Origin of the sequence: Ignatzschineria larvae DSM 13226 (assembly GCF_038500265.1) — a bacterium.
In the GTDB taxonomy this organism is placed as follows: domain Bacteria; phylum Pseudomonadota; class Gammaproteobacteria; order Cardiobacteriales; family Wohlfahrtiimonadaceae; genus Ignatzschineria; species Ignatzschineria larvae.
The window spans coordinates 1,752,936-1,766,208 of sequence record NZ_CP150637.1 but is presented as its reverse complement, the minus strand read 5'-3'; the positions used below and the strand labels follow the sequence as shown (position 1 = coordinate 1,766,208).

Annotated in this window: 14 protein-coding genes; 3 read left to right on the top strand and 11 right to left on the bottom strand. The window is 40.8% G+C overall.

Features of this window, described 5'->3' with window-relative positions; genetic code table 11:
- Positions 1 to 18 precede the first annotated feature (18 nt).
- Positions 19 to 927 carry a LysR substrate-binding domain-containing protein gene (locus WMO13_RS07280; protein ID WP_026879030.1) on the bottom strand — a complete coding sequence of 303 codons (909 nt, stop codon included), beginning with the start codon at positions 925 to 927 and terminating at the stop codon, positions 19 to 21.
- 330 nt (positions 928 to 1,257) lie between these two features.
- Between WMO13_RS07280 and WMO13_RS07275 the strand changes: the two genes are divergently transcribed.
- Positions 1,258 to 2,412, top strand: coding sequence for an MFS transporter (locus WMO13_RS07275; protein ID WP_026879029.1), 1,155 nt, complete (start codon positions 1,258 to 1,260; stop codon positions 2,410 to 2,412).
- Here WMO13_RS07275 and mutT read toward each other — a convergent pair.
- The 9 genes from mutT to lipA form a co-directional block, all read right to left on the bottom strand.
- Complete coding sequence (gene mutT, locus WMO13_RS07270; protein ID WP_051396242.1) at positions 2,404 to 2,841, bottom strand: 8-oxo-dGTP diphosphatase MutT; 438 nt, start codon at positions 2,839 to 2,841, stop codon at positions 2,404 to 2,406. The two genes, WMO13_RS07275 and mutT, sit on opposite strands and share 9 nt — an antisense overlap.
- 53 nt (positions 2,842 to 2,894) lie before the next feature.
- Positions 2,895 to 4,088, bottom strand: a complete 1,194-nt coding sequence (locus WMO13_RS07265; RefSeq protein ID WP_051396241.1) for a CinA family nicotinamide mononucleotide deamidase-related protein — start codon at positions 4,086 to 4,088, stop codon at positions 2,895 to 2,897.
- A gap of 125 nt (positions 4,089 to 4,213) precedes the next feature.
- Entirely contained in the window at positions 4,214 to 4,501 is a 288-nt protein-coding gene (locus WMO13_RS07260) for a GIY-YIG nuclease family protein (protein ID WP_026879027.1), read from the bottom strand.
- A 17-nt stretch (positions 4,502 to 4,518) separates the two neighbouring features.
- Positions 4,519 to 5,064: a DUF2726 domain-containing protein gene (locus tag WMO13_RS07255; RefSeq protein ID WP_051396240.1), complete on the bottom strand. Its 546-nt coding sequence runs from the start codon at positions 5,062 to 5,064 to the stop codon at positions 4,519 to 4,521.
- Positions 5,054 to 6,988, bottom strand: coding sequence for a lytic transglycosylase domain-containing protein (locus WMO13_RS07250; RefSeq protein ID WP_026879026.1), 1,935 nt, complete (start codon positions 6,986 to 6,988; stop codon positions 5,054 to 5,056). Before WMO13_RS07250 ends, WMO13_RS07255 begins: the two co-directional genes overlap by 11 nt.
- A gap of 398 nt (positions 6,989 to 7,386) precedes the next feature.
- On the bottom strand, positions 7,387 to 8,019 hold the full coding sequence (upp, locus tag WMO13_RS07245) for a uracil phosphoribosyltransferase (protein WP_026879025.1): 633 nt from the start codon (positions 8,017 to 8,019) through the stop codon (positions 7,387 to 7,389).
- 274 nt (positions 8,020 to 8,293) lie between these two features.
- Positions 8,294 to 8,626, bottom strand: a complete 333-nt coding sequence (gene grxD, locus WMO13_RS07240) for a Grx4 family monothiol glutaredoxin (RefSeq protein ID WP_026879024.1) — start codon at positions 8,624 to 8,626, stop codon at positions 8,294 to 8,296.
- A 201-nt stretch (positions 8,627 to 8,827) separates the two neighbouring features.
- Positions 8,828 to 10,096, bottom strand: coding sequence for a glutamate-5-semialdehyde dehydrogenase (locus WMO13_RS07235; RefSeq protein WP_026879023.1), 1,269 nt, complete (start codon positions 10,094 to 10,096; stop codon positions 8,828 to 8,830).
- A 66-nt stretch (positions 10,097 to 10,162) separates the two neighbouring features.
- Complete coding sequence (gene lipA / locus WMO13_RS07230) at positions 10,163 to 11,131, bottom strand: lipoyl synthase (RefSeq protein ID WP_026879022.1); 969 nt, start codon at positions 11,129 to 11,131, stop codon at positions 10,163 to 10,165.
- A 297-nt stretch (positions 11,132 to 11,428) separates the two neighbouring features.
- Between lipA and WMO13_RS07225 the strand changes: the two genes are divergently transcribed.
- Together WMO13_RS07225 and WMO13_RS07220 are read left to right on the top strand one after the other, a co-directional pair.
- Positions 11,429 to 11,635, top strand: a complete 207-nt coding sequence (locus tag WMO13_RS07225; protein WP_026879021.1) for a DUF3079 domain-containing protein — start codon at positions 11,429 to 11,431, stop codon at positions 11,633 to 11,635.
- Positions 11,636 to 11,903: 268 nt separating this feature from the next.
- Entirely contained in the window at positions 11,904 to 12,422 is a 519-nt protein-coding gene (locus WMO13_RS07220; RefSeq protein ID WP_026879020.1) for an adenine phosphoribosyltransferase, read from the top strand.
- Between the two features lie 76 nt (positions 12,423 to 12,498).
- Here WMO13_RS07220 and sfsA read toward each other — a convergent pair whose 3' ends face one another.
- Positions 12,499 to 13,212 (bottom strand): DNA/RNA nuclease SfsA, encoded by a 714-nt coding sequence (sfsA, locus tag WMO13_RS07215; protein WP_026879019.1) that lies wholly within the window; start codon positions 13,210 to 13,212, stop codon positions 12,499 to 12,501.
- Between the last annotated feature and the right edge of the window lie 61 nt (positions 13,213 to 13,273).

Genomic DNA, 13,273 nt, shown 5'->3' with positions numbered 1-13,273 from the left:
ATTTCTTCTTGTGGTAGTTTAGAAATCTATAGATGAATCATGCTGTAGTGCTTCACAAAGGAAATCGATGAATACTCTCATACGTTTAGGGAGATAGCCTTGATGGTGGTAAACAGCGTGGATCTCCTGATTTTTATTGATAAGGCCTTGAGGTTGAATTTCTAGTAATCGACCTTGCTGTATATCATCTATGACTAAAAATGAAGAAAGATAGGCAATTCCTGCGCCTGCTATGGCAAAGGATCTTACTGTTTCTCCACTTGAAGCTCTTATTTTAGGCATACTTAAAAAATGACATTCTAATTGTTGGTCGAGATAGGGCCAACAATTTAACTGTTCAAATTCGGAAAAGCCAATAGTCTGGTGTCGGGTGAGATCTTCTATTTTTTGAGGTATCCCTTGCCTAGCTAAATAGTCAGGGCTTGCAACAAGTAGGGAGCGTGTAGTTGTGAGATATTTAGCATGTAAACTTGAATCTTTTAGCGATCCAATGCGGATAGCAATGTCTATATTATGACTCAACAGATCAATAATATGTTCATTATTGGTAAGTTCAATTTCAATATTGGGATGTTTTTCTAAAAACTGTATAACGATAGGCGTTAAGACATGCAAGACAAATGGAGTTGCAGAGTCAATTCTAATGACGCCATTAATATCTTGATCGATCTTCGATAAACTATCTTCCGCTTCTTGTAATTTGTTAATAATTTCTCTTGCATAACGGAGAAATACATTACCATTATGCGTTAATTTTAGTTTTCGCGTGGTTCTTTCAATAAGCGTTAGGTTGAGTTTTTTTTCTAACCTTTTAAGTGCTCGGCTAATAGAAGATGGGGTCTGTTGCAATTGTTCGGCAGCTTGATAGATTGTCCCTTGTTGCGCAATTGTACTAAAAATAATTAATTCTTCGATAGTAGTTTTCATAATATTTAATTTCATTACTCTAGATTTTTCCTAATCTAGATATTATTGCATTCTTTACAATAATCTATTGCTCAATTGTGACTTTATCTGACATAAAAAAGTCTATAAAATTGCTCTGTTATTACATGTATCAAAAAACAACAAAAAATAACAATCATTTCAAGTTCCTAATATTTATAGGAACTACTTATTTTTCATGTCGAATACCTCCTTTAGTTTCTTAAGGATCACATTTTATAGAAGGGGGATGGAGTCTTTATGCAAGTCGAATCAATTCATTCAAAATCATCATCTGCTGAATCAGTTCCTTTAGCTTCTAATGGTAGACAAATTAACAGCTACCTTATTTTATTAACGCTTGCGATAGGCGCATTTGCAATCGGAGTAACGGAATTCTCTCCAATGGGATTTTTACCTCAGATTGCGGAGGGTATCTCTGTTTCTATACCTAAGGCTGGGTTATTGATTTCAGGGTATGCATTAGGGGTGATGGTCGGTGCGCCTATCATGACATTGTGGCTTGGCCGGTTTTCTAGGCGTTTATCATTGATTTTATTGATGATTATTTTTACGGGAGGGAATGTTTTAGCTTCAATTGCACCTAATTATACTGTTTTAATGATTGCACGAGTAATTACAAGTTTTAATCATGGCGCTTTTTTTGGAATAGGTTCAGTAGTGGCTGCAAGTGTGGTACCGAAGCATAAACAAGCAAGCGCAATTGCTATGATGTTTATGGGACTGACCATTGCCAATATTTTCGGTGTGCCATTTGCCACTTGGCTTGGTCAGAATATTGGTTGGGAGCGTTCCTTTATGGCTATTTCAATCTTAGGTATTGTGACGATCGTGGCACTTTTTAGCTTTATTCCAAAAGGAATGCAAGGCAATAGAGTAGATGTTAAATCTGAAGTGCGGGAGATGACCCAATTATCAGTTATTTTAGCGTTACTCACAACCGTGATGAGTGCTGGTGCAATGTTTACTCTCTATACCTATATAGCCCCTGTATTACAGGAAATGATCGATGCTCAAACAAATAGTATCACACTTGCTTTAGTGATTATCGGTATTGGTTTTTCACTTGGGAACTGGTTAGCAGGGAAGATTGCCGATCTTGCTTTGATTAGAGGATTATTTCTATTCTTAGTTGTTCTTACGATTTTAATGCTATTGATTCCTACTATTGGGCATCATTCAATAATAATATTTATACTTCTTTTTCTTTGGGGAATAGCGAGTTTCGGTGTTGTTCCTTTTTTACAAGTTATCGTGATGAATGCAGCGCAAAAGGCACCAGCATTAGCTTCCTCTATTAATATTGGGGCATTTAATTTAGGAAATGCCTTAGGCGCTGCTTTAGGAGGTCTAGTGATTGAGTTAGAGTTTTCGTATCAAGATGTCTCTTTTGCTGGTGCAGGGTTAGCAGTTATTTCTATTTTTCTTCTGCTAACGCAATTTGGTAGAAAATTGATCTTAAAATAGGGGATGTGAAGTATTTACAATATACTCAACCATTTTCTGATTGGCTTCAGGAAAGGTGAGCGATGAGAGCGCTTCTTTTGAGAACCAGGTTACTTGTTGGGACTCTGCTCCGATAGGTTCGCCGGTAAATCGGGTAATATCGTAGATCATGAAATCAATAGATTTATGTGGATAATTATAACGAAATTGAAGGGCAAGGGAGAGCTCTGTGACTTCAATTGCAAGCTCTTCCTTTAATTCTCGAATAATTGCTGTTTGATCAGCCTCATCTTGCTCGACTTTCCCGCCGGGGAATTCCCAAAGGCCGGCAAATTCCTGAGTGGATTTTCGGCGACTGAGAAGAATTTGACTGCGATCTTGATTCCAGATGATACCGGCGACCACACGAATATCAGCAGGCTTTTGAGAGATTGTATTAGATTGATTCATAATTGATTGGCTGTTGATTCAATATCTTTTGGTGAATAAGAATAATGGCATGACTAATCTAATGCGCCTAAAAGAGAGAGGCGAATCATATTCAGTAAGTTAATGACTGAGAAACTGACGGTATCATGTTCATTAAAATGCGGAATAACCATTGTTTTCTCTAATAGCGTTTCCCCTTGTTGGCAGAGTAGCGTTAATGTCATATTGTTATGACTATGTGCTTCACCATGCACTGTAGCGACAATATCAGCCTTACTAAGTGATTGGATATAGGCTAATTTCTCTTTATAGCGTTCAATAGAGAGTGCTTGATGCCGACTCTCGATCCAAGCACCTCGGAAATAATGTTCTGTTGCACTCTTCTCATTTAAGCGCATCGAGATCATCCCCTCACTAAAGGATTCAAAGAGCGCAAGTGTTAAACTTTTAGATTCAAGTAACTCTGCAACGGCTTCTTCCATGCTCGCTTTTCCCTCGCCAAAGCAGAGGTTCCCTAAGATTTTCTGTGCGCGTTGTGCAAAGGGTTTAATGAGAGCCATTGCATTCTCTTCTGAATCTGCTTTTGCAGAAAAACGTACCTGGATACCCTCAATACCGGAAGCTAAGAAAGAGAGTTTAGGGTTAGGCAGATGATCAAGCTCATCATTAATATCGGCTAACAGCGCCGAGATATCGGATTCCCCTTTCCCCCAACAGCGAAGCGTACGAGTATAGACTCGTTCAATTTTAGGCAGTAATTGGGAGAGATAGGGAAGAATTGAGTCGCGCATCATCACTTTCATTTCTGACGGAACACCCGGCATTAAGAAGATATGCTTTTCGCCGATTTGTAGATGAACGCCAGGTGCTGTGCCAGGAAAGGCTGCTAAAATATGCGCACCCTCCGGATAGTATGCTTGACGTAGATTATTATCAGACATCTCTCGATTACGCTTGCGGAATTTATCGCGAATCATCTCGGCGAGTGCTTCATCATAGATTAAAGGGCGCTGAACCGCTTCGGCAAGGGCTTCTTTCGTAATATCATCTTGTGTCGGTCCAAGGCCACCTGTACAGAGAATGACATCAGCACGTTCTAATGCACGGCTAAAAGTGCTCGCCATATTATGAAGATTGTCGCCTACAGTGGTTTTAAAATGACAATCAATACCGATTTCACTCAGTCGACGTGCAATCCAAGGGCCATTGGTATCAATGGATTGTCCTAAGAGCATCTCTGAACCACTGACAATAATCTCTGCTTTCATTTACGATCCCCTAATCAGAATATTGTTAATTAAGGTATTATTCTACCGCAACTCACTGGGCAATGTTGACAATTCATCTAAGGAGTATTCTGAATAGGGGAAGCCATCTTAATCTACTGTCTTCTTTACACGACTGTTTTTGATTGATGGGCTTTAATGTAGGCGATCTTTTGGGCTCTTGTGAGCCTTTTGAAAGCATACTCTTGTTGCATTGCTGCCTGTTTCGTTGCAAAAATTTCGTAGTAATAGAGGCGCACCGGCCGGCGGGCAGGGACCTTGGTATATTTTGCCCCTTTGCCGGCATTATGGGTCGCAATACGTTGCTCTAATTGAGGAGTATAACCGGTATAGAGACTCTGATCATTGCACTCTAATACATAGAAATAGTGCCGCTGCGGATAGGTGGTTTTCATCTTAACATGATGCTACTCTAAAGCGCTTGATGGCGATACTCATTACTTTGACGCAGAATTTCTACTATTTGTGCCCGGAGATTATTCTCATCATAGCGTTGACGCAATGGAACATGGAGAATCGGTATCTGTGCTTGGTACATCGCTTCATCGACAAAAGCATCCCGTACTTTACGGTGGTGAGCCTCGTGAGTACTATCATCAAGTTCAATAATGAGTAGCGGGGCTGTTGTCAGTGGATTGACCAGCACAAAGTCCACATGTTTGGCAGAGATCTTACTAAAAGCCCCTTGATAGTCGCTTTTAGCAAGTCCTGGGCGTACTTTTAAAATATCGGCGATGCGCACTTTTCCAAAGATTTTAACAGGTACACCATGAAGCGCTGTCTCTAAACTTGAGAGAAAGAGCTGTTCTGCCGGGGTAAAAAGTGCCGGTGCCGCCTTATACCAAGAGATTGGTGTTGGGCGATCAATAATAGTAGGCTCTTTCGGTGCCCATTTGCGTTTAAAGTAGATAATAATACCAGTAACAATAATAGCTATAAAGAGTAACTTAAGGAACATTGCTCGTCACCTCAGTGGATGTTGTTGTGCAGTTAAGATAATCCATTAAACGATATGGCTCTTCCTTAAGTGTATGATAGATAATGGCATTGCTTAAGACATTTTTTACATAGCCTCGTGTCTCATAAAAGGGAATCGTCTCAATCCAGAGTGCCATATCGATCTCTTGATCGTTATCGGGAAGCCATTTCTTAACATTGTGAGGCCCGGCATTATAGCTTGCGAGCATATAAGGGATACATTGACCGACACTATTTTGTAAGGTTTTAAGGTAGGTAATGCCATAACGGATATTGGCATCTGGATCATAAAGTGAACTACGTTCCTCTTCATTGAGAGTCGAAGACATCTTTTCTGCTGTAGGAATCAGTAGTTGCATTAAACCATAAGCACTCGCTGGCGATTTAGCCTTTTCATGAAAGAGACTCTCTTGACGAATTAATCCTAAAACGATGGGTTCTGTAATAAAGTTATCGTTATATTTTTCGATAATTTCAGTATAAGCCACCGGATAGCGGTAAGGTAATCCTCCCTCAACTCGAGCTCTTGCCGCAGCTTGTAGCCCTAAATTGTAAAATCCGGCATCAAAGGCAGCAACACTTCCTGCCGCTTGTTCTGTTTTATTGCTATTACGAAGTGCTTCTTGCCATTTTACACGACTAAAATACTCTTCATTGACTTTCGCAAGTAGTAAGGCCATTGAGAAACGATTATTCAATGGAATCACTTGCGGTTTCATCTTCTCAGCGGCGATTGCTTGAATGGTTTCATATTTATGATGAAGCTCATCAGCTGCTAGAAAACCGTAGAATGAGGGTTCATTTTGGATCTGTTCATAATGGTATTTTGCTTGTTCATGATCGCCAACAGCATCATAGCTACGGGCTAACCAATATTGCCAAACATCCTCTTTTTGAGCCTCAGGTGAGAGGTTTGAGAGAAGGGCAAGCGCAATAGGATAATTTCCCTCTTTCGCCGCTAAGCGAAATCCCCATTGTAGTACTTGATCATCTCGTTCATCACTTGGAATTTCAAGGATCTTATCGAGCGGTGCTACCACATCGCTTCGTCCTGCTTGGAATACGGCGATACGATTACGAAGGGTAATATAATCTTCTTTTGAAAGGAGATTATGTGCATGGGCAAATTCTAGCCCTTTTTCTGCTTGCAGCGAATTTTGATTTGACCATTTTTGTAGTACTTTTGCATAGAGATTCTTTGCATCAGGATAGAATATATCGGTTGTTATAAGTAGACTAGGAGACTCCATTAGATTGCTGAAATACTCAAAATAAGCTTGTTTTTCCGTAGGAAGAGAGTCGAGGAGTTCCCTTGCTTTAGTAATTCGGCCAGCTTGTAGTAGATTGATGATTTTGGTCTCAATAAGGCTTTGATCCTGATTTTTCTCGAGCCAAAACTTCTCGACAACAGCACATCCTGAAGGGAGTTGTAATTGTGCAACCCACTCTTGTTCAAACTCATTAAGATCTAAAATCGATTGTTGTAATTGCGCATTATAGAGATAGCAACGAAGCGCTAAGGTATTGGCAAATTGGGCATTATCGAGGATAAATTGCGAGTGTTTTTTGCGCTCTTGATCTTTGAAAAGTACTAGTTTAAGCGTGTTGGCAAAGGGCTCATCGGCATAACGATCGGCAAAATCTAATACTTCCTGTGGGTCGCTATCATCGATCCGCTCTTGGTAGTAGTAAAACTCAAGATAGGGGAGGAGCGTTGATTCGCTTAGCTTGTCCCGATAGAGTTGGTATTGATCCCAATCTTTTTTGATAATGGCTTTTTTACCGGCAATAAACCATTGATCTTCACTCTCTTCAAGAGCAAAGCTCATCGTCGGTGTGCTTAACAGTAGCAGAAGCATCACTGATTTGGTAAATAAAGGGATTTTTCTAAACAGAGGAATCATATATATCTCGTCTCTTTACAAATGGTGTAAAAGGGAATGAAGGTTCTATTATCCTTTAAATGGGCCGAATTTTAAACAAATAATCGTAACTAGCTGATTATATTATAGTACAAGAGATCGTTAAAATGGGGATTTTCAGAGAAATTGAGTCAGATCGGTAACGTGAAAAAATGAAAAAACCAAGAAATGTCAAAAAATTTATAGAAGTTATAAAGGCGTTTTTTCTATGGCTTGGTCTTCATAAGCTGATAGGGTTAACTTACTAAGGGCGATGAATTGTTAATCTCAGTAGTAATGCTATTAGCGCACATAAGGCTATCGATTAGTATAAGCTTGAATCAATCAACGTTTCATGAGATTCAGCGGATTGATTCAAGCGAGGGATAAGACGCTTAGATCTACTCTACAGTGCCGAAAATCTTATCGCCGGCATCGCCAAGACCAGGAAGAATATAAGCATCTTCATTGAGCCCTTGATCGACAGAAGCAGTATAGATATCCACATCAGGGTGCTTCTCATGGAGTTTCGCAATCCCCTCAGGTGCGGCGACTAAAAAGAGGGCTTTGATATGTTTACAACCCGCCTTTTTAAGTAGATCGATGGTTGCAATGGCTGTGCCGCCGGTGGCAAGCATAGGGTCAATAATAAGCGCTGTTCGATCTTCCATATGAGTTGTGAGCTTCTGATAGTAAGCACGAGGCTCTAATGTCTCATGATCACGCTCAAATCCGACAACGGAAACACGAGCACCAGGAATAAGCTCTAAAACACCTTGCTGCATGCCGATACCCGCACGAAGAATAGGAACGATCGTAATCTTTTTCCCTTTAATCTGTTCAACTTCAACATCACCGGCCCAGCCTTGAATGGTGCGTTTTTCAGTTTCTAAATCTTTAGTTGCTTCATACGCCAATAATTGCGCTATTTCAGACGCAAGCTCTCTAAAATCTTTAGTAGAGATCTCTGCTTTACGCATCTTGCCGATCTTATGGACGACAAGAGGATGTTTAATTTCAAATACTTGTTTCATGGTTGACTCCTTACCACTAATGACTGACCGATATCTTTATAATAGATGTTTGAGGCTATTATAGCGAGGTATTGATGTGATGTGTTATCGATTCTCATGCAATTTGTTGCGCAAATTATCGTAGCACTTTGAAATATGATCGCTATTTGCTCAGGGATATAACAAAAGACCCATTTTGCAATGGGTCTTTTGAGGATCTTTTAAAATGTGATATTTGTGATATTCAATGAAACAATTACGAATATCGACTATCACAAGTTCTTATTACAGATTCTTATTGTTGATTTTCAATCGCTTCGTTCATCATCTGCTTGAGCTCATTGCGCTCTGCTAATTCTAAAACGATATCGCATCCGCCGACTAATTCGCCACCGATGTAGATTTGTGGGAATGTAGGCCATTCTGCATATTTAGGTAAACATTCAAAAATAGCAGGATCATCCATCACATTTACGAATGAGAAAGGAAGACCTGTGTCTGCTAATGCTTGTGCTGCACGGCTTGAAAAACCACACATCGGGAATTGTGGACTACCTTTCATATAGATCACCACAGGATTTTCTGTAACTTGGCGATGGATTTTGTCAAGTGTTGCTTGTTCTGTCATTGTTATGTACTCCTAGTTAAAATACGAAGTTATTTTAGCAGTTATTGATAAAAGGTGCAGATTATCGCCGAAGTTTGATCGAGATCGTGATACCGCGTAATCTTTTGTGACACAGAACTTAATAGGGGCGATTCTGACAATATTCAAGTCATCCAGAAATATGAATTGATTAAGGTACGAATTGATTAAGGTACGAATTGATTAAGTACGAATTTCGCCATGCCCTAAGACGATATATTTTTGAGAGGTTAATCCCTCTAATCCCACAGGACCTCGCACATGAATCTTATCGGTTGAGATTCCAATCTCGGCACCAAGACCAAATTCAAAACCATCACAGAAGCGGGAAGATGCATTGATCATGACACAAGCAGAATCTACGGCTCTCAGGAAATAGGTGGCTTTGCTGTAATTTTCTGTCAAAATCACATCGGTATGATGAGAGCCATAATGATTAATATGAGCGATCGCCTCTTCCATCGATTTCACAACTTTAATGGAGATAATCGGCGCTAAATATTCTGTATGCCAATCCTCTTCTGTGGCGATAATCGCCGGAATATTATGCTCTTTGAGGAGTGTTAGGGCTCGATCACAAGCGCGTACTTCAACGCCTTTCTCGACCAGAATGGTCGCCATCTCCGGCAGAAAAGGCTTGAGGATCTTCTCATGAATCAGAAGTGTCTCTAGAGTGTTACAAGGTGCATATCGCTGTGTTTTAGCATTATCGACTACACGCCAAGCTTTCTCTAAATCAGCTTCATTATCGACATAAGTATGGCAAATGCCATCAAGATGTTTGATCACCGGCACAGTGGCTTTGGCATTAATTCGCTCAACAAGGGATTTTCCGCCTCGAGGAATGATCACATCGATATATTGATTAGAGGTAATCATAAGATCTACGATTGCCCGATCAGTAGTATTGATGACTTGTACTGCCTCTGCCGGCAATCCCACTTTTTCAAGCGCTTTAGCGAGTAGAGTCGCTAAATATTGATTAGTATGAAAGGCTTCAGAACCACCGCGTAAAATCGCCGCATTACCAGATTTCAAGCAAAGGGCCGCTGCATCGATCGTGACATTAGGGCGAGACTCATAAATAATGCCAATGACACCTAATGGTACTCGCATTTTCCCTACTTGAATGCCGGAAGGGCGCACTTTAATATCGGTCATTTCACCGACAGGATCGGGGAGCGCAATCATCTCTTTGACACCCTCCGCCATCGCTTCAATGCGGTTAGTCGTCAATTGCAGTCGATCGATAAATGCCGCATCAAGTTGGGCTACTTTGGCAGCTGCAATATCTTGCAGATTCGCCGCTTCAATTTCAGCACTATGGCTGATAATCTCATCATAGAGTGCTTGGAGCAGGGCATTTTTCTGCCCAGAATTAGCAAGGAGTAGTTTTTCAGCAGCACTGCGCGCCTTTTGACCGAGTTTGTTCCAGTAATCTATCATCGACATAAGTACTTCCTTTATTAAGATGTAATAGAATTGTAGTATGATATAAAATTGCTAAATAACAAATAGTTACACAAGCGTCTTATCGCCGGCATGATAGCTTGAGCGTACCATAGGGCCGATATGGGCAAGCTTAAAGCCTAGCTTATACGCCGTATCTTCATACATCTTAAATGTCTCAGGTGTCACGTAACGCTCGACGGCAAGATGCCCTCCGGACGGTTGGAGGTATTGTCCGATGGTGATCATCTCAATATCGTGTGCTCGCATCATCTCCATCACTTCGATCATCTCTTCATCACTTTCACCAACACCAACCATGAGCCCAGATTTTGTGGGGACTTCCGGGTTACGAGCTTTGAATTTTTTGAGCAGTTCAAGCGAATGCATATAATCTGCACCGGGGCGAACTTGCTTATAGAGTCTTGGTACCGTTTCCATGTTGTGATTAAGAACATCTGGCGGTGTTTCCGTTAAGATATCGATCGCGATATCCATACGTCCGCGGAAATCGGGTACTAGAATCTCAATTTTGGTCTTTGGCGAAACTGTCCGAATCTCCCGAATACAATCGGCAAAGTGCCCGGCGCCACCATCACGCAGATCATCCCGATCCACAGAGGTAATGACAACATAATCTAAATTGACGAGTTTCACTGATTGCGCGAGGCGTTTCGGCTCTTCGCTATCAAGTGGATTAGGACGACCATGAGCCACATCACAAAATGGGCAGCGGCGAGTACAGATATCGCCCATAATCATAAAGGTGGCAGTACCTTGATTGAAACACTCACCAATATTCGGGCAAGCCGCTTCTTCGCAAACCGAGTGCAGTTTATGCTCCCGTAATATAGAGGTAATTTCATCAAAGCGCTTTCCTGATGGTATCTTCGCCCGAATCCATTTAGGTTTCGGTATCCGCTCCTCTTTCGGTACAGAGATTACTTTAATAGGGATTCGCGCAGTTTTATCTGCACCACGAAGTTTTTCCCCTTGTGCTAATCGGCCTTGTTTTTGTTCAGTTGTCGTTGTTGTCATTTTACTTAAGTCCTACCTATTATCAATTGTCAAACAGTATAACAGGGAACGATTGATTGTTAAGCCACTAACCTCTCTAATCAATTTGAATTTTTGTAACATAATGAGTTTACGATATAATTTCTCTATAATCCTTGCCTTAATCTCTATCCCTTGTCATCATGATCATCATGAGAAAGGATAAAATTTTTGTGTTATACAATATTTTTATTTAGGTGTTTTTATCCAAGAGATTTTATTCAAGATATTTAGTTTAATATCTCTATTTATCTGCAATGTATTACTAAAGGAGCGACGATGCAAAATCCTCGGAAAAAGCAGCGAATCCCTAAAAATCCTAAGCGCCCTGAACGGATCTGTTGGGGCTGTGATCGCTTGTGCGCCGCCGATAAGATGATGTGTGGTAATGGAAGCGAACGTTCACAGCATCCCTGTGAGCTCTTCGGCGAAGATTGGTATGAATCTTTAACGCCAGAAGAGCTTGAGTATATTGAGCTGGTGTAATAATAGGTAATAATCGAAACTCTAAGATCTTTAACATTCTCCCTAGAATTTCTGCTTAGTGAACTGACGAATAATGTGGAAAATGATATAGTGAATATTGTTTGTAATTTAGTAGTTAGCTCATATAGCGAGTATTTGATTTACAACATGGATTTGCAATATGATCTACCCAATAGGATATTGCATTTATTGAATATCATTCGTTATAGTAGGCATTCACTATGATTTCTCATCAATTTTTAATTTTATTCGATTAGGACACTTTTGTATGGACATCAAACAATATATCGCTCGCATTCAAGACTTTCCAGCTGAAGGCGTTGATTTTAAGGATGTAACCCCACTTTTGAATAATGTGGAGGCCTTTAAATATGTGATTGAAAAAATGAGTGAATTTGTACAATCATGCGATGCCGATGTGATTGTCGCCCCTGAGGCTCGCGGGTTTATCTTCGCCGCACCTGTTGCTTTTAATACCAGTAAACGCCTTGTCTTAGTCCGTAAACCTGGCAAGCTCCCACGAGAAGCGCACAAAGTCGCTTACTCTTTAGAATATGGTAATAATTATCAAGAGATGCATAAAGGTGATGTTCACGAAGGGGATAAAGTCGTTATTCTCGATGATGTACTTGCAACCGGTGGCACGATTCAAGCCATTATCGAAATGGTGGGTAAGGAGAATGCCACTATTACTGGCATCTGTTTCTTAGCAGATCTTCTCTATCTTCATGGCCCGAATGTACTAGAAGGGCACAATGTCTACTCATTATTGAGTTATGAGAGTTAATTAGGGAATGTAGAGATTCTTAAGAGGAAAGAGCGTTTAAGTAAAGCGCTCTTTTTTATATTACTCTTCGAATCTATCATTCCACAATCACCGGTATTTCATCAGTAATTACAATCTCTTCAGAGCTCATCTGTGTGCGATAGGCGCGTACTTCAACGCCTTTTTCTATCGCAAGGCGTAATGCTTTGCCGTAGGCGGAATCGATTTCATCGGCGGGGCGAACGGCTTCAATATCGCTTAAATTAACGCAGAAGATCAATACGGTGCGTGTTCCCGCTTCGGCGAGGGCTATGAGTTCCCGGAGATGTTTAGTGCCACGTGTTGTGACGGCATCAGGGAATGCGGCGATCTTGTTCTCTTCAAATCCGAGTGTAACACTCTTGACCTCGATATAGGTTTGCGTTGCATCTTCGTGGGTTAAACAGAGATCAATTCGAGAGTTTTCAGCACCATATTTCACTTCTCGTTGGAGTTTCACATAGGGTTTACCAAGATCAATAATGCCGGCTTCAAGGGCTTCTTCTACCAGCGTATTCGCATAATGGGTATTGACATTCGCAATACGATTAAAAGGCGTCGTGGCAATGACCCAAGTTCCTTTGGTCTTACGATCGGGATCGCTGGAAGGTAAGTACCAAGCAGGGCTATTAGGGAGTAGACAATTCATCATCGAGCCGGTATTAGGGCAATGAATCGTGATTATCTCTCCATTGTCTGTCTCTATATCCACCAAAAATCGGCGATAACGTTTGAGAAAAGTCGCTTTCACTAAAGGGGGATTAAATTTCATCTTGGGCGCTCCATCTTCTATTTCTCATGCTCTATCTTACCTAGGTTTTCTTTTTCCCAAG